Source organism: Basilea psittacipulmonis DSM 24701 (genome assembly GCF_000743945.1).
In the GTDB taxonomy this organism is placed as follows: Bacteria; Pseudomonadota; Gammaproteobacteria; order Burkholderiales; family Burkholderiaceae_B; genus Basilea; species Basilea psittacipulmonis.
On record NZ_CP009238.1, the window covers coordinates 151,271 to 172,361 of the forward strand.

The 21,091-nt window shown below is 42.6% G+C and carries 22 protein-coding genes; 16 read left to right on the forward strand and 6 right to left on the reverse strand.

Features of this window, described 5'->3' with window-relative positions; genetic code table 11:
- Positions 1-360 (forward strand): DUF1840 domain-containing protein, encoded by a 360-nt coding sequence (locus IX83_RS00630; RefSeq protein WP_038497985.1) that lies wholly within the window; start codon positions 1-3, stop codon positions 358-360.
- A gap of 348 nt (positions 361-708) precedes the next feature.
- Here IX83_RS00630 and leuA read toward each other — a convergent pair whose 3' ends face one another.
- Entirely contained in the window at positions 709-2,397 is a 1,689-nt protein-coding gene (leuA, locus tag IX83_RS00635; protein ID WP_038501357.1) for a 2-isopropylmalate synthase, read from the reverse strand.
- Between the two features lie 425 nt (positions 2,398-2,822).
- On the opposite strand from leuA, the gene rpoN reads away from it, so the two are divergent.
- The 3 genes from rpoN (at position 2,823) to IX83_RS00650 (ending at position 6,703) form a co-directional block, all read left to right on the forward strand.
- A complete protein-coding gene (rpoN, locus tag IX83_RS00640) occupies positions 2,823-4,205 on the forward strand; it encodes an RNA polymerase factor sigma-54 (RefSeq protein WP_038497988.1) in 1,383 nt (460 codons plus the stop codon).
- A gap of 318 nt (positions 4,206-4,523) precedes the next feature.
- Positions 4,524-6,134, forward strand: coding sequence for a peptide chain release factor 3 (locus tag IX83_RS00645; protein WP_038497991.1), 1,611 nt, complete (start codon positions 4,524-4,526; stop codon positions 6,132-6,134).
- Positions 6,135-6,142: 8 nt separating this feature from the next.
- The gene (locus tag IX83_RS00650) at positions 6,143-6,703 is read left to right on the forward strand and encodes a hypothetical protein (RefSeq protein WP_038497994.1); all 561 of its coding nucleotides are present in this window, start codon (positions 6,143-6,145) and stop codon (positions 6,701-6,703) included.
- Between the two features lie 79 nt (positions 6,704-6,782).
- Here the strand turns inward: IX83_RS00650 and IX83_RS00655 are convergent, their stop codons facing one another.
- Positions 6,783-8,090, reverse strand: a complete 1,308-nt coding sequence (locus IX83_RS00655; protein ID WP_236719519.1) for an MFS transporter — start codon at positions 8,088-8,090, stop codon at positions 6,783-6,785.
- 94 nt (positions 8,091-8,184) lie between these two features.
- Positions 8,185-8,766, reverse strand: a complete 582-nt coding sequence (locus IX83_RS00660; RefSeq protein ID WP_038497997.1) for a peptidylprolyl isomerase — start codon at positions 8,764-8,766, stop codon at positions 8,185-8,187.
- A 346-nt stretch (positions 8,767-9,112) separates the two neighbouring features.
- On the opposite strand from IX83_RS00660, the gene rplC reads away from it, so the two are divergent.
- From rplC to IX83_RS00715, 11 genes are all read left to right on the forward strand, one after another.
- Positions 9,113-9,802, forward strand: coding sequence for a 50S ribosomal protein L3 (rplC, locus tag IX83_RS00665; protein ID WP_038498000.1), 690 nt, complete (start codon positions 9,113-9,115; stop codon positions 9,800-9,802).
- The gene (gene rplD, locus IX83_RS00670; RefSeq protein ID WP_038498003.1) at positions 9,802-10,422 is read left to right on the forward strand and encodes a 50S ribosomal protein L4; all 621 of its coding nucleotides are present in this window, start codon (positions 9,802-9,804) and stop codon (positions 10,420-10,422) included. Before rplC ends, rplD begins: the two co-directional genes overlap by 1 nt.
- Positions 10,419-10,721, forward strand: a complete 303-nt coding sequence (rplW, locus tag IX83_RS00675) for a 50S ribosomal protein L23 (protein WP_038498005.1) — start codon at positions 10,419-10,421, stop codon at positions 10,719-10,721. Before rplD ends, rplW begins: the two co-directional genes overlap by 4 nt.
- Positions 10,721-11,548, forward strand: a complete 828-nt coding sequence (gene rplB / locus IX83_RS00680; RefSeq protein ID WP_038498008.1) for a 50S ribosomal protein L2 — start codon at positions 10,721-10,723, stop codon at positions 11,546-11,548. The genes rplW and rplB overlap by 1 nt, the downstream gene beginning before the upstream one ends.
- Before the next feature lie 11 nt (positions 11,549-11,559).
- Positions 11,560-11,835, forward strand: a complete 276-nt coding sequence (gene rpsS, locus IX83_RS00685) for a 30S ribosomal protein S19 (RefSeq protein WP_038498011.1) — start codon at positions 11,560-11,562, stop codon at positions 11,833-11,835.
- A gap of 3 nt (positions 11,836-11,838) precedes the next feature.
- Positions 11,839-12,168 (forward strand): 50S ribosomal protein L22, encoded by a 330-nt coding sequence (rplV, locus tag IX83_RS00690; protein WP_038498014.1) that lies wholly within the window; start codon positions 11,839-11,841, stop codon positions 12,166-12,168.
- Positions 12,169-12,177: 9 nt separating this feature from the next.
- Complete coding sequence (gene rpsC, locus IX83_RS00695; protein ID WP_038498016.1) at positions 12,178-12,942, forward strand: 30S ribosomal protein S3; 765 nt, start codon at positions 12,178-12,180, stop codon at positions 12,940-12,942.
- Positions 12,943-12,944: 2 nt separating this feature from the next.
- A complete protein-coding gene (gene rplP, locus IX83_RS00700; protein WP_038498019.1) occupies positions 12,945-13,361 on the forward strand; it encodes a 50S ribosomal protein L16 in 417 nt (138 codons plus the stop codon).
- Between the two features lie 10 nt (positions 13,362-13,371).
- Entirely contained in the window at positions 13,372-13,563 is a 192-nt protein-coding gene (gene rpmC, locus IX83_RS00705; RefSeq protein WP_038498022.1) for a 50S ribosomal protein L29, read from the forward strand.
- A gap of 1 nt (position 13,564) precedes the next feature.
- A complete protein-coding gene (rpsQ, locus tag IX83_RS00710) occupies positions 13,565-13,834 on the forward strand; it encodes a 30S ribosomal protein S17 (protein ID WP_038498025.1) in 270 nt (89 codons plus the stop codon).
- A 169-nt stretch (positions 13,835-14,003) separates the two neighbouring features.
- Complete coding sequence (locus tag IX83_RS00715; protein WP_038501359.1) at positions 14,004-14,399, forward strand: diacylglycerol kinase; 396 nt, start codon at positions 14,004-14,006, stop codon at positions 14,397-14,399.
- Between the two features lie 88 nt (positions 14,400-14,487).
- Here IX83_RS00715 and uvrA read toward each other — a convergent pair whose 3' ends face one another.
- Both uvrA and IX83_RS00725 read right to left on the reverse strand, forming a co-directional pair.
- Positions 14,488-17,343 (reverse strand): excinuclease ABC subunit UvrA, encoded by a 2,856-nt coding sequence (uvrA, locus tag IX83_RS00720; protein ID WP_051918978.1) that lies wholly within the window; start codon positions 17,341-17,343, stop codon positions 14,488-14,490.
- Positions 17,344-17,796: 453 nt separating this feature from the next.
- Positions 17,797-18,417, reverse strand: coding sequence for an opacity family porin (locus IX83_RS00725; RefSeq protein ID WP_077315884.1), 621 nt, complete (start codon positions 18,415-18,417; stop codon positions 17,797-17,799).
- Positions 18,418-18,854: 437 nt separating this feature from the next.
- On the opposite strand from IX83_RS00725, the gene IX83_RS00730 reads away from it, so the two are divergent.
- Positions 18,855-19,766: a delta(1)-pyrroline-2-carboxylate reductase family protein gene (locus IX83_RS00730; RefSeq protein WP_038498031.1), complete on the forward strand. Its 912-nt coding sequence runs from the start codon at positions 18,855-18,857 to the stop codon at positions 19,764-19,766.
- Positions 19,767-19,907: 141 nt separating this feature from the next.
- Here the strand turns inward: IX83_RS00730 and IX83_RS00735 are convergent, their stop codons facing one another.
- The gene (locus tag IX83_RS00735) at positions 19,908-21,065 is read right to left on the reverse strand and encodes a metallophosphoesterase (protein WP_077315883.1); all 1,158 of its coding nucleotides are present in this window, start codon (positions 21,063-21,065) and stop codon (positions 19,908-19,910) included.
- Positions 21,066-21,091 lie beyond the last annotated feature (26 nt).

Consider the following 21,091-nt stretch of genomic DNA (forward strand, 5'->3'; position numbering starts at 1 on the left):
ATGTTGTATTGTTTTAGAACGCCGAATGTTGCAGAAATAACGATGTTAGGTAAACATGTTCAGCTTTTGTTTAAGGCATTGAACAAACCCGTTGAATCTATTCCTGATCAAGGTGCTTTCCCCAACGAGTACATGGCGGAATATATTGAACGAATTGAACGGGCGATTGCACAAGATGAGGATGCTGATAATCAAAAACAGTATCAAGAGTTGGATGAGGCCAAAGAAGAGGGGGAAAAAATCGATGTCTTTGAACAAGGTGTTAGTTTGAAGCGAAGACTTTGGCCTATTCTAAACATGATGAAAGAAGCGTTAAAACATCAAGAACATATTACTTGGGAAAAAGTAAATCCTTGGTAATTAATGTAGCGTAAGCAATCGCTCAATTCGACTGGATTTAGTTAAGTTGTATGGCCAATCGTTTATACCTGAAAGGGGAATATTGTAAAACCGATGTGGTTGGAAAGGGTGTCAGTGAATCGGTAAGGCATCAAACACAGAAGTTGGGCGTAATAACAGTGTCGGGATTTAAGATCGGGTGGCGTAAGCAATCGGTCGATCCAATTGGATTTATTTAAGTTGTATGGCCAATCGTTTATGCGTGAGAGGGAATGTTGTAAAACTGACGTGATTGGAAAGGGTGTGAATAGGTGAGGAATCTAGCACAGAAGCTGGGGATAGCGACTGTGCCAGATAAAGATAGGTGATTTAATCTTTAAGATCGGGTGGGTTTTTTGCGTAGGCAATATGTCGATTGATCGCACTTAGTACGGCCATGAATGAAGCAGCACCAATATCTTTGTGGATACCGACACCAAAACCACTGGGTGAATCACCTAATCGTAGTTCAACGTAGCACACAGCTTGGGTATCTTCGCCTGCACTCATGCCGTGTTCGTGGTAATCCATGAATTTGATCGGTAGGTTTAATCCGCGAACAAAGGCTTCTAAGGCACCTGAACCAGACCCTTGTACTTCTACGGTTTTGCCATCATTGTCTAGAACCGCATGAATGGTGACGGTGTCTGAATCATCGTGGTTAGAAATGATTTGGTGTTTAACCAGTTTCCATGGAGCTTTGCGATCAAGGTATTCTGTTTTGAATGAATCGTAAATCTTATCAGCACTGATTTCTACGCCACTGGCATCAGAAAGCTGTTGGATGATTCGACTGAATTCAATTTGTAATCGACGTGGTAAATTTAGTCCTTTCTCATGTTCAAGTAGGTAGGCGATACCACCTTTACCAGACTGGCTGTTGACGCGAATAACAGCATCGTAATTTCGGCCAACATCCGCTGGGTCAATAGGCAAATAGGGGACTTCCCAAACTGCATCGGGTTTTTGTTGAGCAAATCCTTTTTTGATCGCATCTTGATGTGAACCTGAGAAAGCTGTGTAAACAAGATCGCCAACATAGGGATGTCGAGGATGAACGGGTAATTGGTTGCAATATTCTACGGTGCGGCGGATTTGGTCGATGTCGGAGAAGTCAAGACCTGGGTGAATACCTTGTGTGTATAGGTTTAATGCCAAGGTAGCTAGGTCAACGTTACCCGTACGTTCGCCACTACCAAATAAACAGCCCTCTACGCGATCAGCTCCAGCTAACATAGCAAGCTCCGCATCCGCGATGGCACTACCTCTGTCGTTATGTGGGTGAATACTGATGATGCAGTGTTCTCTTTGATCGATATGACGACAAAACCATTCGATTTGGTCCGCATAAACATTCGGCATATTGGTTTCTACGGTAGCAGGTAGGTTGTAAATGATAGGTTTTTCTGCAGATAAGCCCCATTCTTTACCTACCGTATTGCAAATATCTACTGCAAAATCAAGTTCTGTTGTGCTAAAGACTTCGGGACTGTAGTTCAGCGACCATTGTGTTTCAGGATATTTTGCCATTTCTTCTTTGATCCAGCGGATACCTTGGATAGCAATGGCTTTAATGTCTTCTTTAGATTTATTAAAAACAATTTTACGGAATTGTGGTGCTGTTGCGTTGTAATAGTGGATCATGGCTTTTTTAGCACCTTTTAAACTTTCCACTGTACGCTGAATAAGGTCTTGTCTGGCTTGAGTTAGTACGACGATGGTGACATCATCTGGAACAAGATTTTCTTCAATGATTTTTCTAACAAAATCATAGTCAGTCTGAGAAGCGGATGGGAAGCCTACTTCAATTTCTTTGAACCCAATATCCAAAAGCATTTTGAAAAAACGCATTTTACGTTCTGCGTTCATGGGTTCGATCAAAGATTGGTTGCCATCACGTAAGTCTGTGCTTAGCCAAATCGGTGCTTTGGTGATGGTTTTACTGGGCCAAGTTCGGCTAGAAAAGTCTTTATCAAATGGTTTGAAAGGTTGATATTTTCTTTCAGGATTAGTATGCATCATGATTCTTATCCAAAGTTAAGAACACAAAAGTGTTTGAGTATGATAGGGAAAATGTTTTCGTGGCATAGATGGGCTACCGAACTACCACGAGCGGGCGCTAGGCTCGGTAACCGATCGTAAGGAGGAGAGATAATACGCAAAGAGATACCGCAGCTGTCAAAGCAACTGCAAAACGAGATAATACGAAAGATATAGAAGATTGCGTATTCATAGCAACCCATTATCCTACTTAAAATATTAGTTTGTCAAGCCGATTCATTAAGATTTTGAACGTTTAAGCGGGTAAAGAAATAATGGCTATAGCGTGAATGCCGTAAAAAGTGATGTTTTGAGGTGCGATAAAAACACGCAATGACGTATGAACGGGTATCAGTCGAAAGTGTGATGGATGCTTGCGATGATAGGCAAATAAAACAAGATGGATGAATGCCGTAAAAAGTGATGTTTTGAGGGGTTACAATAATGGCATGGTCAATCTGAATACACAACTGGGCATTAAACAGCAACAGCAATTACACTTGACGCAGTCGATGCGACAGTCTTTGCAAATGTTGCAATGTTCAAGTTTAACTTTACACGAAATATTGCAGGAAATGGCATTGAGCAATCCTTTGCTGAGTTATGAGCCTGCAGTTGCTTATTCTTCCAGCGATGAGGATATGAATCTGGATATCGATGCAAAAGAATCTTTGCTTGATTATCTGGATCAGCAAATATCCAGTTTAATGCTGGATGATGATATGCATTTATTGGTGAAGTTTCTGGCGTTTCATTTGGATGAGCGAGGGTATTTAATCGATGAATTGCCTGATTTGTTTGAGGAATTGGAGCAATATGATGATGTCGATGTGTCGATGCCAATGTTGCAGCAAGCTTTATCGCATTTACAAAGTTTAGAACCCGCGGGGATTGGGGCAAGAAATCTTAATGAGTGTTTGTCCTTGCAATTGGCGAGAATGGCTCCTGTTGCCACAGTTGTATTGGCCCAAAAAATGTTGAAACAAATAGCCTCCTCTTGGTCAAAGATTGATTTAAAGGCGATGCAAAAAGCTTTTCGTGTTTCTTTGGGTGAGGTGCAACAAGCCTATCAGTTATTAACGCACTTAAATACGTCACCTGGCAGTCAGTGGTCGCCTCAAGATGTGTCTTACATAGTGCCAGACGTGCTGGTAAAAAAGGAAAATGAGGCCTTTACGGTGTCTTTGAACCCTCAGGTATGTCCTACATTGCAGATTAATCAGGAATATGCCACATTGATTCAAACGCATAAAAAAGAGATGGCTAAACCGCTGGAACAAGCCAAACAAGCGATTGGCCAGTTGGCCTCACGTTTGGAAACGATTTCAAAAGTGGCGATATTGGTGATGAAAGCACAGCAAGGTTTTTTGGAAAAAGGGGTGGAGGGGTTGCTGCCTTTGACCCTCAAAGACATTGCTTCTTTGGTGCCTTGTCACGTCTCTACGGTGTCTAGGACGATTCATCAAAAATACATTGATACGCCTTGGGGTGTGTTCGAGTTGAAATTCTTTTTTGGTTCGGGCGTTGCTTGCCGTGATCAAAACGCTGATGAATCTAAGGTCATCTCCGCCAAAGTGGTGAAACAACATATTCAGAAAATGATGGCTCAAGAGAATAAAGAACGTCCTTTGTCTGATATGCAGATTCAATTATTGTTGTCTAAAAAAGGGATTTTTATCGCTCGCCGCACCGTCTCAAAGTACCGTGAATCCATGGGATGGCCTAATCGTGCTAAACGTCGTTTGAAGTACCAGCTTTTGGATGTATCTGTTCAAAGTGATAGATAGAATATAGGCACATGTTCAAAACGATATGCGGATCTACGCGTCATCAGTGTTTATCATCGCATCTTAAATATTCAGAATAAACCGCTACAAAGGATCGGTTTAAAAATACGATGGTGGGTGTGAGCTGTAATAATACGGCTTGATTCGTTCATTAACACAGATTTACGAACGACTTGTCATATCTACAAACCATAACGCTTGAGCATCAGGCATTCACCAAGTACACACAACGATTATGAAGATTTTGTGGGCGAGGGAAAAAAGTATCGTGGGATGAAGTAAAATAAATGGTTTTACTTTTTGTTTTTAAATACGATTATGGCGGAAAATTTTCTTCACGAGATACAGAAAAGACGGACGTTTGCGATTATCTCGCACCCTGATGCAGGTAAAACAACGCTGACTGAAAAGTTATTGTTATTTGCAGGGGCGATTCAAATTGCAGGTAGTGTTAAGGCGAGAAAAGCAAGTCGTCACGCTTCTTCGGATTGGATGGAGATTGAAAAACAAAGAGGTATTTCAGTTGCTTCTTCGGTGATGCAGATGGAATATCGTGATTGTGTGATTAATTTGTTGGATACGCCAGGACACCAAGACTTTTCTGAGGATACGTATCGAGTTTTAACGGCGGTGGATGCGGCTTTGATGGTGATTGATGCGGCTAATGGTGTGGAACCGCAGACGATTCGATTGTTGCAAGTTTGTCGTGCGAGAAATACGCCTATCATCACATTTGTGAATAAGATGGATAGGGAAGTGCAGCAGCCGCTAGATTTGTTGGCTGAGATTGAAGATCATTTGGGCATGGATGCGGTGCCGATGTCTTGGCCAATTGGGATGGGTAAGTCTTTTGGTGGTGTCTTTGATCGTCGTTTTGATCGTATGCGTCTGTTTCAAGCGGGACAGGAAAGACGTAATGAGGCTGATGAGTTTATTAATGGGCTTGATAATCCCGAGATTGCTAGACGCTTTGGGTCGCATTATGAAAAGGCAAAAGAAGAGTTAGAGTTGATTCAAGAGGCGGTTCCAGCCTTTGATCGTCAAGCCTTTTTAGAGGGCAAGCAAACGCCTGTGTTTTTTGGTTCAGCCATTAATAATTTCGGGGTTCAAGAGGTATTGGATGCATTGGTTGATTTTGCACCGACCCCAGGCCCTCGCGAAACGGTTCAACGTTTGGTCAAGCCCGAAGAACCTAAGTTTACGGGGGTGGTGTTTAAAGTACAGGCTAATATGGATCCCGCTCATCGTGATAGAGTGGCCTTTATTCGCGTCTCTTCAGGACATTTTCAAAGAGGCATGCGTTTGAAAATTTGTCGTACAGGCAAAGAAATTCGTCCTAATAATGTGGTGTCTTTTTTATCTCAGCGAAGAGATTTGGTGGAAGATGCTTATGCAGGCGATATCATCGGTATTCCCAATCACGGTTTATTGCATTTAGGTGATGTCTTGACCGAGGGCGAAAATCTACAATTTATGGGTTTACCGTTTTTTGCGCCTGAATTATTTATGGGAGTTGAAGTTAAAGATCCGCTTCGTACGAAACAGTTGCGAACAGGTTTAACGCAGTTGGGCGAAGAGGGGGCGATTCAGGTGTTCCGCCAAGAGTTAGGTAGTACCATGCTGTTAGGTGCTGTGGGTCAGTTGCAGTTTGAGGTGGTCGCCCAACGATTGAAGTCTGAGTATAATGTTGATGCGCGTTTGATCCCTTCTCGTTATACGATGGCAAGATGGGTAACGAGCGATAATCCTAGTGCATTGAAAAAGTTCATGGATAGTAATGCTCAACATATTGCATATGATGTAGCAGATGCAATAGCGTTTTTAGTTTCTTCTCCCGCCCAATTAAGAGTGGCTCAGGAATTAAATCCTGATGTTACTTTTCATACGATGCGAGAACATGGTGGTAAAATCTTCGTGGAAAATCAATAAGGAATATCATGTCTTGGCGTTCAATAACTTTTATATTAATCGTGTTGGCCATATTGGCGGTGATGGCAGGGGTGCCATTAGGTGAAAAATTAGGACGTAATGTGCCGACAAAATCGAATCTTGCTGATACGACAGCGAATGACTTAAATCCTGCAGTGTCGGCAAATGGGTTGCCGATTATGCACCAACCTCCACAGCCTTTGATGGATGGTACCATGGGCGTGCCTAAAACATTGCCTATTGTGGATTGGCGAATTGATCCAGATAATCGAACACAGGCGGATACCGCGGCTTTGTCTAGTTCGTCGATTCAGTTTAATTTTGTTCAAGGCAGCACAGCAACGAATATTGCTCATACCGAGGATGTGGAAACGATCGATCATAATCGTTTCAAAGTGGATGTAATGGATAGTCAAGCACCGCTGTGGGTGTCCTCATTTAAACGTGCAATGAGCGAATGTCGAGCAAAAGGGTTTAATGAAAGACCCGCCTGCATTAGAGAGGTTAGACAGTTGTATTGTGGTGCGAATCACGCGTGGGGTGAGGTTGAAGATTGTCCTGCACAGTGATGATGCGAGGCTTGTGATGTTGAGCAATGTCTGACATGCGGATGCAAATATGAAAGGGAGTGTGTGATACTCCCTTTTTTTATGCTCGTTTTTGTAAGGCTGCACGGTAGTTGTTGCACAAAATCACGATACTACCAATGCCCATTAGGACTGAAAAAATGATGATCCCAGATTGTGTGGATCCCGTCGCTTCTTTTAGCCAACCCATTATGGTGGGGCTAGCAAATCCGCCCATCAAGCCGATACTGTTTATTAGGGCAATGGCTCCTGCGGCGGTATTGCCTGCAAAGTATTCGCTAGGAATGGTCCAAAATACTGTGTATGAGGCCATCATAAGGGCCGTTGCAATACTCATGGTGATCATGATGGTATGAATGCTGTGAGGCAGGAAGCAAGAGCTAATCAACACTAGCGTGCCTAGTAACATGAGTAAGCCACTGTGAAATCTTCTTTCTTTGAAGTAATCGGAACTTTTGGCGGCCAAAAACATGCAAACGATGGCAATTAGCCAAGGAATGGAAGTGAGTTTTCCGATAGTTTGGATATCCTGAATGCCAGCTTCTTTGAGCATCGTGGGTAACCAAAAATTGATGATATACAAACATGCAATCACGCAGAAATAGGAATAGGACATCAAATAGACGCGAAAATCTTTAAGCACTGATAGGAACTGTCCTTTCACTTTGTTTTTTTCTGTGGCAAAGGCACTGTATGAGGCTAGGTAAGCTTTTTCTTTTTGGGTGAGCCATTTTGCTTGTTCAGGATGATCGGCAAGTAAAAAATATACGCAAACGCCCAAAATAACGGTGATGCCTCCTTCGATTAAAAACATCCATTGCCAACCCATCAATGAAGCATGTGTATCAAAGTGAGCAATAATCCAACCCGCAATTGGTCCGCCAATCACGCCAGAAATGGCTCCTGCCGACATCGTCGCGGCGGTAGCTTTGCCTAGGTCTTGGTTACTGTACCAATAGGTGAGATAAAACACCATGCCAGGTGCAAAGCCAGCTTCAAAGATACCTAATAAAATTCTTAGTACGTAAAAGCTAGTGGGGCCTTGTACAAACATCATGGCAACGGTAGTCAGCCCCCATAGTACCATGATGCGACTAAAGGTACGTCTTGCCCCTATTTTGGGAAAGAGTAAATTGCTGGGAATTTCAAATAAAACATAGCTGATAAAAAAGATGCCAGCGGCCAGTCCAAAAACTTTGTCAGTTAAGCTGGGAATGCTTTCTGCCATCTGAATTTTCGCAAAGCTCAGATTCATACGGTCGATCGTACACATGATGTATGAAAGAAATAAAACGACCAGTACGCGCCAAATCAGTTTTTTGTCCAGTTGTTTTTTTTCGATACTTGTTAATGTATTGGGTGTATTCAAGATTGTCTCCTATCATGAGTGTCTAAAAAGCCCATCCAATGCGGATGAGCCAAAGACTATCATAATATATCGTTAAAGTATATGGTTATTTACCCTAGTTACCAATCGTTACACCAGTAATGACAACGGGGGTGACAGGGACATTTGAAAAAGGCCCTAATGTTCTGGTTTTGACTTTTTCAATTTTATCAACGACATCGTGAGAATCTTCTTGGACTTTTGCAAAGACCGTGTAACCAAAGTCTCGATTGTTGTTTTTATAGTTCAGCATATCGTTATTGGCCACATTGATGAAGAATTGGGCTCTAGCAGAATCAGGATCTTCAAAACGGGCCATCGCAATGGTGTATTTTAAATTAGGGGTGCCGTCTTTTGATTCATTGATAATAGGTGGGTGTGTAGGGTTTTTAGGTTGCAGTTCCTCATTAGCGTCACTTTGAGTCATGCCACCACCTTGAATCACAAAGTCAGGAATCACGCGATGAAACAAGGTGTTGTCATAAAAACCCTCTTTGGCGTATCGGATAAAGTTTTCAACGGTCACAGGTGCTTTTTTGTCAAAAAGGGAAATGTGAATGTCGCCCATGTTCGTGTGAATGGTCGCTGGAATCGCTGCATGGGCAAGTGGTGAAAATAAGGATGTGCTAATCAGAACCGATGCCAATAGTTTTCTCATAATATTCCTTTTGTGAATCTGACGCTAATCATGATGTTTTAGATGATTAGCGGTATTAAAAAATCGTTTGCCTCGTCATCTTACTTGCTAAAACGGGTGCAAAGGTGTCAATGATGAGGTTAAAAATAATGCTTGTATTGTAACGTTGAATAGGTGAAGTGGCAGAAGGTGTGGTTTTTTATATTCAATTTTTTTGATTTTTATCGACAAAGTTTAAATAACTTCTTGATTTTACCTATATTTAATGTTATAGTATAGGGCTATTCATTAGATTAGTCACTTAATCTAAGTGAATGTTTTCGTTAACCTTTCTAGCCAATCGTAGCTAGATTTTGGAGTAAAAATAATGTCTTTAACTCAGACTACACCTGCCGCTTTTAGGCTAGGCTTAGTGGGTCGCAAGGTCGGTATGACACGTATTTTCACAGAAGACGGTGAATCTGTTCCTGTTACTGTGTTAGACGTATCTAACAACCGTGTGTCTCAAGTTAAGTCTATTGAAGTAGATGGTTACGCTGCAGTACAAGTTGCTTATGGTACTCGCCGTGCTAGCCGTGTTACAAAAGCATTAGCAGGTCATTATGCAAAAGCCGGCGTAGAAGCTGGTTCTATCCTAAAGGAATTCCGTCTTGATCCTGCTAAGGCTGCAGAATTTACTGCAGGCTCAGTGATCGCTGTTGAGAGCGTGTTCAGTGAAGGCCAAAAAGTAGATGTACAAGGTACTTCTATTGGTAAAGGCTTTGCAGGTACGATTAAACGCCATAACTTTGGTGCACAGCGTGCTTCTCACGGTAACTCTCGTTCTCACCGTGTTCCAGGTTCTATTGGTCAAGCACAAGATCCTGGTCGTATTTTCCCTGGTAAACGTATGGCAGGCCATATGGGTGATGAAACTGTTACAACACAAAACCTATCAATCGTTCGCGTGGATGCAGAACGTGGTTTGTTGTTGGTAAAAGGTTCTGTTCCTGGTCATAAGAACTCGAATGTTGTGGTTCTTCCTGCTATTAAAATGACACTTAAAGGAGCCAAATAATGGATCTTAAGCTCCTAAATGAACAAGGTCAGGCAACTTCTACAGTAAGTGCTTCTGACGACGTATTTGCACGTGAGTATAATGAAGCATTGGTACATCAGATCGTAGTGGCATTCCAAGCTAACGCTCGTGGTGGTAACCGTGCTCAGAAAGATCGTGCGACTGTAAAACATAGCACTAAGAAACCATGGAAGCAAAAGGGTACTGGCCGTGCTCGTGCTGGTATGACTTCTTCACCATTATGGCGTGGAGGTGGTCGCACATTCCCTAACTCTCCAGATGAAAACTTCACTCACAAAGTAAACAAGAAGATGTACCGTGGTGGTATGAAGTCTATCTTGTCACAATTAGTTCGTGAAGATCGTTTGGCTGTGGTGGATTCGTTCACTTTTGATAGCCCAAAAACAAAACAAGCGGCTGCTCGTTTGAAAGCATTAGGCTTAGAGTCTGCTCTTGTTATTACAGACCAAGTTGATGAGAATACATTCTTGGCTACTCGTAACTTACCAAAAGTTGCGGTAATTGAGTCTCGTTATGTTGATCCTTACGTATTGGTTTACTTCAAGAACGTGATCGTTACGAAGGCAGCAGTTGCTGAATTAGAGGAGATGCTAGGATGAAAGCAGAACGTTTATTGCAAGTGATTCTGGCTCCCGTGATCACAGAGAAAGCAACATTTATCGCTGAATCTGGTGCTAAGCCCCAGTTTGCATTACGTGTTGCATCGGATGCCACTAAACCAGAAATTAAAGCAGCTGTTGAAATGCTTTTTAAAGTTGAAGTTGAATCTGTTTCTGTATTAGTGCGTAAAGGTAAAGCTAAACGTGCGGGCCGTTTCGTAGGTCGTCGTAAGGATGTTCGTATTGCTTACGTTAGCCTCAAAGAAGGTCAGGAATTAGACTTGGCGGAGGTTAAATAATGGCTTTAGTTAAAATGAAACCAACGTCAGCAGGTCGCCGTGGTATGGTTAAGGTGGTAACACCTGAGCTACATAAAGGTGCTCCTTATGCTGCTTTGCTAGAACCTCAAAAACGTGGTTCTGGTCGTAACAATAACGGTCACATTACCGTTCGTCACCGTGGGGGCGGTCATAAAGCTCACTACCGTGTGATTGATTTCCGTCGTAATAAAGACGGTATTCCAGCGAAAGTAGAACGTTTGGAATACGATCCAAACCGTACAGCTCACATTGCTTTGTTGTGCTATGCTGACGGTGAACGTCGTTATATCATCGCTCCACGTGGTTTGGAAGTGGGTGCTACTTTGTTAAGTGGTAAAGAAGTGCCTATCCGTGTAGGTAACACAATGCCTATCCGCAATATCCCAGTAGGTGCAACGATTCATTGTATTGAAATGTTGCCAGGTAAAGGTGCTCAGTTAGCTCGTGCTGCGGGTGCTTCTGCTGTGTTGCTTGCTCGTGAAGGTATCTACGCCCAAATCCGTTTACGTTCTGGTGAAGTTCGTTTAGTACATATTGATTGTCGTGCTACTATCGGTGAAGTGAGTAACGAAAACCATAGCTTGCGTCAGTACGGTAAAGCTGGTGCGATGCGTTGGCGTGGTATTCGTCCAACCGTTCGTGGTGTGGCAATGAACCCGATCGATCACCCACATGGTGGTGGTGAAGGTCGTACAGGTGAAGCACGCGAGCCAGTTAGCCCATGGGGTACTCCTACTAAGGGTTACAAAACTCGTCGTAACAAGCGTACAGACAATATGATTGTCTCTCGTCGTAAACGTAAATAAGGGGCATTGAGATGTCACGTTCAATCAAAAAAGGCCCATTTGTAGATGCACACCTTGTGAAAAAGGTTGAAGCTGCGATCGAGGGCAAAGATAAGAGACCAATTAAAACTTGGTCACGTCGTTCAACAGTGTTGCCTGATTTTATCGGGTTAACAATTGCTGTACACAATGGTCGTCAACACGTGCCTGTGTACATCAACGAAAACATGGTCGGTCACAAATTGGGCGAATTTGCTCATACCCGTACATTTAAGGGTCATGCTGCCGACAAAAAGGCTAAGAGGTAAGCGATGGAAACTACTGCTATTGTTCGTGGTGTTCATATTTCAGCGCAAAAAACTCGTTTGGTAGCGGATCTTATCCGTGGTAAATCAGTTGCTCAAGCGTTGAATATTCTAACGTTCACCCCTAAAAAAGCTGCCGTCATTCTTAAAAAAGCCTTGGAGTCTGCTATTGCAAACGCTGAGCATAATGATGGGGCTGATATTGACGAGCTTAAAGTAACAACGATCTATGTTGACAAAGCTCAGTCTATGAAGCGTTTTTCCGCACGCGCTAAAGGCCGCGGTAACCGTATCGAGAAGCAAACCTGCCACATCGTGGTTAGGGTTGGCGTGTAAGGAGTCATTATGGGTCAGAAGATTAACCCAACGGGGTTCCGTCTCGCTGTAAACCGCAACTGGAGTTCTCGCTGGTATGCTAGCGACAAAGACTTCGGTGCTATGTTAGCTGAAGACGTACGTGTTCGTGAATACTTAAAACGTAAATTGAAACACGCATCAGTAGGTCGTATCCTTATCGAACGTCCTGCTAAAACCGCTCGTATTACTATCTTCTCTGCACGTCCAGGTGTAGTGATCGGTAAACGTGGTGAAGATATTGATGTGTTGAAGAACGATTTGCAACGTCTAGTAGGCGTGCCTGTTCACGTAAACATTGAAGAAATTCGCAAACCTGAAATTGATGCACAATTGATCGCCGACTCAATTGCTCAGCAATTAGAAAAACGTATTATGTTCCGTCGTGCGATGAAACGTGCGATGCAAAACGCAATGCGTATGGGTGCACAAGGTATCAAGATTGCATCATCAGGTCGTTTAAATGGTATTGAGATTGCTCGTACAGAATGGTATCGTGAAGGTCGTGTACCTCTACATACATTGCGTGCAATTATCGATTACGCAACTTCAGAAGCTCACACAACTTACGGTATTATTGGTATCAAGGTTTGGGTTTACAAAGGTGAATTATTGCCAAATGGCGAAGTTCCTGCAGAAGCTCCAAATCGTAATGGTGAAGAGCGTCAGCGTCGTCGTCCTCGTGGCGATCGTCCAGAAGCGAAGCGTGGTCGTTCTCGTCGTAAAGCAGCTACCAACGCTGCAGAAGGAGAATAATTATGTTATCACCAGCGCGTAGAAAATACCGTAAAGAGCAAAAAGGTCGTAACACGGGTTTAGCGACACGTGGTACACATGTTAACTTTGGTGATTTTGGTCTAAAAGCTACAGGCCGTGGTCGTTTGACAGCTCGTCAGATTGAAGCGGCTCGTCGTGCAATGACTCGTCATATTAAACGTGGTGGCCGTATTTGGATCCGTATTTTCCCAGACAAACCAATTTCTCAGAAACCTGCAGAAGTTCGTATGGGTAACGGTAAAGGTAACCCAGAATACTGGGTAGCTGAAATCCAACCAGGTAAAGTTTTGTATGAAATGGACGGTGTACCTGAGGAATTAGCACGTGAGGCTTTCCGCTTAGCTGCAGCTAAGTTGCCAATTTCTACAACTTTTGTCACTCGCCAGTTGGGTGCATAAGGAGAAATGTATGAAAGCTATCGAATTACGTTCAAAAGACACTGCAGCATTACAAACTGAACTTGAAAGCTTGCTAAAAGAGCAGTTTAACTTGCGTATGCAAAAAGCTACTCAACAGCTTACTAATTCAAGTCAGCTAGGCAAGGTACGTCGTGACATCGCTCGTGTTCGTACTGTGTTAACTGAAAAGGCAGGAAAGTAATATGAGCGAAACTAAAGAAAAACGTACCCGTACCTTGATTGGTAAAGTGGTGAGTAACAAGATGGACAAGACAGTCGTTGTGCTTGTTGAACGTCGTGTAAAACATCCTTTGTATGGCAAGATTGTGGTTAAATCTGCTAAATACAAAGCTCACGATGAGAACAACCAGTATAACGAAGGTGATACGGTTGAGATCGCTGAATGTCGTCCAATCTCTCGTCATAAAGCATGGCGTGTGACTCGTTTAGTTGAAGCAGTTCGCGTCATCTAATACGAAAGCGATATTATTGCTGAGAAAGCCCCTCTTTTGAGGGGCTTTCTTTATTTTTAGAACCTATCTTTTTGGGAACAGACAATATCGTTATTTAATGAAACGGATTTTTGAGATGTTTTGATTTGGTATAAAATAATGAGGTCAAAACATGGTGATAGGAACTCATATGCCAGAAAAATCAGATTATGCGAGTCAAATGAAAGGTAAATCGGGTGTGAGCCGAATATTTAAAGCGTTTTTTTACTCGCTTTCAGGGTTTCGTTTTGCTTGGGATGAGCCTGCATTTCGTCAAATCGTGTTATTAAATCTGGTTTTGTTGATAGCCACTTTTTGTTTGTCATTTTCTTTGCCAGTCGTCATGATGTTGGTGATGGGATCGTTTATCAGTTTGTTAGCAGAATTGGTGAATTCAGCGATTGAGGCGGCGGTCGATAATACCTCATTAGAAAAACGCCCCTTTGCCAAACGTGCGAAAGATATTGGTTCAGCCTTGCAGTTTTTAAGTATCGTATTGTTAATCGTGTTGTGGGGATTGGCCTTGTACGGGCGTTTTGGCATGTAATTGTCCAAACATCGCCCGTTTGCAGGTGTGCTTAGCCCCTCTACGGCATCTCACATTTAACTCGTAATCGTTTTGTACGATGAAATGTTTATAAAAACGGCCCTGTTACGCTATCAGGATGTTTTTTGATGTCATCAGGGGTACCTTCTGCGAGGATGTAGCCACCAGCTTCTCCGCCCTCGGGCCCCATATCAATTAACCAATCCATTTGAGACAATAAATCAATATTATGCTCAATCACCACAACGGTATTGCCTGTATCGACAAGCTTTTGAAGCACATCAGAAAGGATGGCAATATCTTCAAAATGTAGTCCAGTTGTGGGCTCATCCAGTATATACAAGGTTTTGCCAGTTTCTTTTTTGGAAAGTTCAAAAGCCAGTTTAATGCGTTGAGCTTCACCACCCGATAACGTGGTTGCACTTTGTCCCAGACGCAAATAGGACAAGCCTACATCGACCAAAGTTTGTAGTTTACGGACAATAGCAGGTACGGCACTGAAATACGTCATCGCTTGGCTAATCGTCATATCCAAGACCTCGGAGATGGTTTTGCCACGATAACGAATTTCCAAAGTTTCGCGGTTGTAACGTTTTCCCTCGCAAGCCTCGCACAGTACGTACATATCTGGCATGAAGTGCATTTCAACTTTGATAACCCCATCGCCTTGACAGCTTTCACAACGTCCGCCTTTGACGTTAAATGAAAAACGACCTGAATCATAACCACGGCTTTTGGCTTCGGGGGTGCTGGCAAATAGTTCACGAATAGGCGTAAATAATCCTGTGTAGGTGGCTGGATTACTGCGAGGAGTGCGACCAATGGGGCTTTGATCCACGCGAATGACTTTGTCAAAATGCTCTAGACCATAAATTTGTTTGTAAGGCAAAGGTTCGTTTTTAGCATGATTCAAAACGTTGGCACAAATCGGGGCAAGGGTATGGTTGATCAAAGTGGATTTTCCTGACCCAGAAATCCCTGCAATCCCCACGAATTTACCCACAGGAATTCGCAAGGTTAGGTTTTTAAGATTATGTCCTGTGCATCCTTCTAAGACCAGCCAGTCTTGGTTTTTAGTGATTTTTCTGCGTTTGGGTTTGGGCATATTACGCTGATGACTGAGCCATTGACCCGTGATAGAGTTTTTGTTTTGAATAATGTCATCAGGTGTGCCTTGAGCAATAATGTATCCACCGTGTTCACCCGCACCAGGCCCTAAATCAATGAGGTAATCGGCTTGTCGAATCATGTCCTCATCATGTTCCACAACAATGACGGTATTGCCGAGATCACGAAGATGTTTAAGTGTGTCGATTAGACGTAGATTGTCGTGTTGGTGCAAGCCAATGGAAGGTTCGTCCAATACATACATGACACCAGAGAGGTGGGAACCGATTTGACTGGCTAGACGGATGCGTTGGGCCTCTCCGCCTGAAATCGTGGTGGTTGCACGGTCCAATGAAAGATAGGACAGACCGACTTCATTCAAAAAGTAAAGACGGTTTTTAATTTCTTGGATGAGTCGTTGGGCAATTTCCGCTTTTTGAGAGGGAAAATGAGCCTGATTAAACCATGATAAACAGTCTTTTAAGGACATATGGCTGATTTCATCAATGCGTTTTTTATCCTCGCCAATATACACGTTCAACGCATCTGAACACAGTCTTGCACCATGGCAGAATGGGCATTTGCTGAGGGTTCGCATTTTGTCCATTTCATCTTTTAGCCCCTGAAATTGCGTTTCTTGGTATCGTCTTTCCAAATTAGGAATGATTCCCTCAAATTTTTCAGTGTGAGTATGCGGTTTGCCAGCACTATCAATGTGTGTCATGTTAATGGGTTCATCGCTACCGTATAAAAGTGCGTTTTGCACCGATTCAGGAAGCTGGTTAAAAGGGGTGTCGGGATCAAAATGATAGTGTTTAGCAAGGCTATGAATCGTGCTAGCCGCCACAGAGTTTCGGTAATCCCAACCATAGATGGCACCAGATTTTAAGCTGAGGTCAGGGGCAGGCACGATTTTTTCTGGATCAAAAAGATATAAGGTTCCCATTCCCTCGCAATGCGGACAAGCACCGCTGTGATTATTGAAACTAAAGAGTTTGGGGTCCAGTTTCCCAATGCTGAAATCACATTCAGGACAGCTGTAATTGCTTGAAAATCGTGTTTGCGTATCGGTGTCTAAGTTGAGAATCGTCACTTTTTCTTTACCGATAGATAACGCGGTTTCAATACTTTCCGCCATTCGGGTACGATTTTCTTTTTTAATTTTTAGACGATCGATGACAACATCTAATTGAAATTCGCCAGCTGCTAATTTCTCAATGATAGGTAAACGAGGGATTTCAGTTAGTTCATACGTTTCTTTGTTCAGTCTTGCTCGCACAAAACCTTGAGTTTGTAGATCGTAACAAGCATCTTTTAAACTGTGTAGATCATTTGTTTTCAAGGTATAAGGTGCAAGAATGGCTATTTTAGTCTCTTCTGGCCAAGATAAAAGTGTGTCTGTGATTTCAGCTACGGATGTGATTTCAAGCGGTAAGTGGTGGTGTGGACAGTAGGGTGTACCAGCTCGAGCAAATAAAAGACGTAAATAGTCGTGAATCTCGGTCATGGTGCCAACGGTTGAGCGAGGATTATGGCTAATTGTTTTTTGTTCAATCGCGATGGCAGGTGACAAACCTTCAATCAAGTCCACATCAGGTCGTTGCATCAAAGGTAAAAATTGACGAGCATAAGTAGACAGACTTTCTACATAACGTCTCTGGCCCTCGGCATAGAGGGTATCAAAGGCTAAAGATGATTTCCCCGAGCCTGATAAACCCGTTAATACGACCAATTTAAGTCTCGGGATGTTCAAAGAAATATCTTTTAAATTATGTGTTTTTGCCCCACGAATGGCGATATGAGAAACATTCTGAACAGGTAATTTTTTAGATTTCATAATGATCATCAATTTTTGAGTAACCTATTATGATAACGCAATTTGTGCTGACTTGTCTTGTTGCTTAAATGCTTGGTTTGGAATGGGGCAGGGGATCGAGACCTGAATGACTGGTGATGCAGAGAGGAGTGTGAGAGAGGTGGATGCTGTGAAACGTGCGAACAGATATTTAAGTGGATGTTGAATTGGGAGGTGAGTTGTATATGAGGAGTGGAATGGTGGTGGTATGTAGTTTTGAGTTGGGGGATGAGATGAGGATAAAAGTATGTTTTTTAGGTGATGGGTGTGTTGATGTATGGGGAGACGAGAGGGATTAATGTTTTGTGAAGGTTGCAGCGGTGGATGTTGAGTATGTAATGAATGGGTATGAGATGCTGAAATTAGTATGTTGATGAAGTAAAAAATAGCCCTGTAAAAACTACAGGGCTAGATGGAGATTTGTTCGTTTGGATATTAGAAACGATAAGATGTTCCTAGTTTAATACCAAACTGACGAATTCGAACATTATCAAATTTAGGAATGTTATTGAATTCTACGCCTAGGTGAGCATCCCAGTTACGGCTATATGTATAGCGAGCACCTAGTAAAAGACCATAACCAAATTTGCGATGGTTTGATTTTTCTGTAAACGCATCACCTTCATCTTTACCGTTTTCCGAATAATCAATATGGTTTGCAGAAAAACGAACGCCAAGATAAGTGGTTAAATCTTGATCGGCAGGAATATCAAGAATTGCTGATACCCCTAACCCACTTACTTTCGTTTTTATAGTACCGAAAGTATTGGCATCATCCTTATATGAGCCTTTAGCCTGACCATAATAAGAATAGTCTGCTAATAAGCGAAGATTGATGTCTTCAAAACGATAGCCCCCACCAATAGTAAATGCAAGATTATTGTCGTTAAGTTTTACGTCCGCAACCTTAACATTTAACTTAGAATAACCTGTTTCAACAAAAACGATCGGTTCTGCAGAAACACATGTTGCTAAGTCCAAGCCTAATAATGCTGCTAGTAATTTACGTTTCATACTTTTCCCCCTTTTTGGATGATTAAACGTTACTTTCATCATACTGTATTTTCCAGTTGATTGAAATAAAAAATATTTTCGGGGGAGGGGAGGTAATTTGCTGATTTTGTAGAAATATTGCAACGTGGACAAAAAAACATGTGGGAAATTGACGTGTGAACAAAGGGTATTTACGAATCGTTTTATTCCTGTTTTTTGTGGATAATAAAATGAATACGTGTTTTTAGAGAAGCGCGAGGATTAACGATCATGAGGAAACACGAGCGATTGAGATGGGATGAGAGGTTAGAGCGGAGTAAGCAGGCGTGTTGATTAGGGATGTGAAATCTAGTATTGAGGATGAGGCTTGTTTGCTATCGTTCGCATAAACATAGTAATGATGCGATGAATAGCGTATGTGTTAGGGCTTGATGCGTGTATAAAGGTCGAGTGATATTTGGATTACGAGACCACGAGATTGTACGGATAAGGAGGATGGAATGAGGTATTTTTCTGCAAGTGAAACCGCTGAGTTAATCGGTATTCGAGAATTGGTTATGAAATTGAAAACGGTGGTTAAAGATTATGATAGCGATCGGATTCATTGTCCAGAAAGGCAGGTAGTGCCTTTGTTTTCAGAGGGTGGATGTGTGCTATCGATGCCTGCCGCGGCAAATGACATAGCGATTCATAAGTTTTTGACTTATTTGCCAGATAATGCGACTAAAGGTCGTCCTGTCATTCAAGGAAATGTGTCGGTTATGAATGCGGAAACGGGGGTGCCAGAATTTTGTTTGGATGCAGTGACGGTTACAGCAAAACGTACGGCAGCTTTGTCTTTATTAGGAATGTCGTTGTTTTTACCTCAAGCACCGAAAAAAATAATGCTGATTGGTGTGGGAACGCAGGCACAAGGCCATTATCAAGCGATTCGTGAAATCTACCCAGACAGTGATATCGTTGTAGTGGTGCGGGATGGACGAGAATCAGCACTAGGTGAGTTTGCAAAGTATGTGCAAGACACTCATTTTGAAGGAACCATTTTGTCCAAAATGCCCAAGGATGTGGATGTTGTCGTCACGTTAACAAATGCTAAAGAAGCGTTTTATAACTTAGAAGCAATGCCAACTAGACTCGTGATTGCGGTAGGTGCCTTTCAACCGAGTATGTGTGAGATTGCTACTGATGTCGTGAATGGTAGTGATTGTTATATCGATGATTGGCATGGTGGGCAACATGAGGCAGGGGATTATATACAAGCGGGTCGAGACTGGGCGAGTATTAAACCTTTATCAGAAGCCTTAGATCGCCCTGTGTCTTTTGATCGTCCGATTATGTATAAAACCGTGGGATCGGCGGCTTGGGATTTGGCGGCAGCACGAGTTGCACGTCAAACATTAAACGAGGTGTAAAAAGGCGGTGATGATAGGCTTTTCACAGCAGGTATAAAATAGTTAACTCTACGAGACTGAGGATGGACGGGGCTCAGCCTGAATACCCGCCCTCTCAGTATCGCCTACCATAACGTCAAATAGTCATCACACCAGTATCGTTTATCGTGGCTCTAAAGTAAATACGGTGATTTCAGAGGGAACGCCCAGTCTAAATGGAAAGCCATTCCAAAGACCTGTGCCATTGCTGACATACAACTGCATCTGGTCAACATGGTATAAACCTGAAACAAACCCCTCGTTAAATTTGGCAACGAGGTAGTTCAGTCCGATTAATAAGCCTCCGTGGGTGTGTCCAGATAGCTGTAGATCCACGCCTAGCAAAGCATTCTGGTGAGCCCCTTTGGGTTGATGGCTCATAAGAATAATAGGCATGGTTTTTTCTTTGGTGCCGATGGCTTTCTGCGTATCGGGAGCTTCTAAACCTAGGTTCAATGCGGTAGGATCTGTGACCCCTGCAATCATGAGTTGATCGGTGCCTTTGGTAATAATGTGGTGGTCATTATTTAACATTCGCATTCCTAACTGCTTGGCAAAATATGATGACCACGCATTGGCATCGAAATAATATTCATGATTGCCTAATGACGTGATAACCCCATCTTTGGCTTTTAAGGTCGCTAAAGGTGCGATGTCGTTTGATCGTTGAGCGGTTAAGCCATCAATTAAATCGCCAGTGATAAGAATTAAATCAGCTTGTAGTTCGTTAGTTTTGTTGACGACAGAGGCGGCCCACTGTTTAGGAAATATAGGGCTAATGTGCGTGTCGGTGAGTTGGACGATACGGTAATGATGGAAACTAGGCGGTAGTTGGTCGATTTTGATGGTTACGTATTTTACGTCTGGTACGCGTGTGCCTTCATATACGCTGAATAAGGTTAATCCCATCGATAAGATAAGCAGTAGTGGGTACAAACGTTCTTTTCGTAAAAAAGGAAAGGGAAGCACTTTGCGGATCAATAGGAGAATGTCTTTGATCACAGTCAGTACAAATAAAAACAAAATCCAACCAAAACTGCTGGTGGCAAGTAATAGTTGCCATCGTTGAATTTCGGGGTTAAAGAAATTGTCCGATGAAAGACGAACGATGCTATTGAGTTCGGCAAGGAATAGCAACAGCAAGCAAATAGGGAGTCTAAGCCACTTTTGTTTTATCCAAGGCAGAATAAAACGAATACATAGGTAAAGTCCCATGATAAGGGGAATTAGTGAAAAAATCATGATGGTAAGTGATGATTGAGTGATTGGTTTAAACATCATGCTCGTTTGGTCAGTCCATAAACGGC

Excerpts from the sequence above, each read along its gene's own strand:
- rplP (WP_038498019.1), top strand. The coding sequence starts at position 12,945 with ATGTTATCACCAGCGCGTAGAAAATACCGTAAAGAGCAAAAAGGTCGT.
- rplB (WP_038498008.1), top strand. The coding sequence starts at position 10,721 with ATGGCTTTAGTTAAAATGAAACCAACGTCAGCAGGTCGCCGTGGTATG.
- rpsQ (WP_038498025.1), top strand. The coding sequence starts at position 13,565 with ATGAGCGAAACTAAAGAAAAACGTACCCGTACCTTGATTGGTAAAGTG.
- rplW (WP_038498005.1), top strand. The coding sequence starts at position 10,419 with ATGAAAGCAGAACGTTTATTGCAAGTGATTCTGGCTCCCGTGATCACA.
- IX83_RS00660 (WP_038497997.1), bottom strand. The coding sequence starts at position 8,766 with ATGAGAAAACTATTGGCATCGGTTCTGATTAGCACATCCTTATTTTCA.
- rplV (WP_038498014.1), top strand. The coding sequence starts at position 11,839 with ATGGAAACTACTGCTATTGTTCGTGGTGTTCATATTTCAGCGCAAAAA.
- rpmC (WP_038498022.1), top strand. The coding sequence starts at position 13,372 with ATGAAAGCTATCGAATTACGTTCAAAAGACACTGCAGCATTACAAACT.
- IX83_RS00630 (WP_038497985.1), top strand. The coding sequence starts at position 1 with ATGTTGTATTGTTTTAGAACGCCGAATGTTGCAGAAATAACGATGTTA.
- IX83_RS00725 (WP_077315884.1), bottom strand. The coding sequence starts at position 18,417 with ATGATGAAAGTAACGTTTAATCATCCAAAAAGGGGGAAAAGTATGAAA.
- IX83_RS00715 (WP_038501359.1), top strand. The coding sequence starts at position 14,004 with ATGCCAGAAAAATCAGATTATGCGAGTCAAATGAAAGGTAAATCGGGT.
- IX83_RS00730 (WP_038498031.1), top strand. The coding sequence starts at position 18,855 with ATGAGGTATTTTTCTGCAAGTGAAACCGCTGAGTTAATCGGTATTCGA.
- rpsS (WP_038498011.1), top strand. The coding sequence starts at position 11,560 with ATGTCACGTTCAATCAAAAAAGGCCCATTTGTAGATGCACACCTTGTG.
- rpoN (WP_038497988.1), top strand. The coding sequence starts at position 2,823 with ATGAATGCCGTAAAAAGTGATGTTTTGAGGGGTTACAATAATGGCATG.
- IX83_RS00650 (WP_038497994.1), top strand. The coding sequence starts at position 6,143 with ATGTCTTGGCGTTCAATAACTTTTATATTAATCGTGTTGGCCATATTG.
- IX83_RS00735 (WP_077315883.1), bottom strand. The coding sequence starts at position 21,065 with ATGATGTTTAAACCAATCACTCAATCATCACTTACCATCATGATTTTT.
- rplD (WP_038498003.1), top strand. The coding sequence starts at position 9,802 with ATGGATCTTAAGCTCCTAAATGAACAAGGTCAGGCAACTTCTACAGTA.
- uvrA (WP_051918978.1), bottom strand. The coding sequence starts at position 17,343 with ATGAAATCTAAAAAATTACCTGTTCAGAATGTTTCTCATATCGCCATT.
- IX83_RS00645 (WP_038497991.1), top strand. The coding sequence starts at position 4,524 with ATGGCGGAAAATTTTCTTCACGAGATACAGAAAAGACGGACGTTTGCG.
- rplC (WP_038498000.1), top strand. The coding sequence starts at position 9,113 with ATGTCTTTAACTCAGACTACACCTGCCGCTTTTAGGCTAGGCTTAGTG.
- leuA (WP_038501357.1), bottom strand. The coding sequence starts at position 2,397 with ATGCATACTAATCCTGAAAGAAAATATCAACCTTTCAAACCATTTGAT.
- rpsC (WP_038498016.1), top strand. The coding sequence starts at position 12,178 with ATGGGTCAGAAGATTAACCCAACGGGGTTCCGTCTCGCTGTAAACCGC.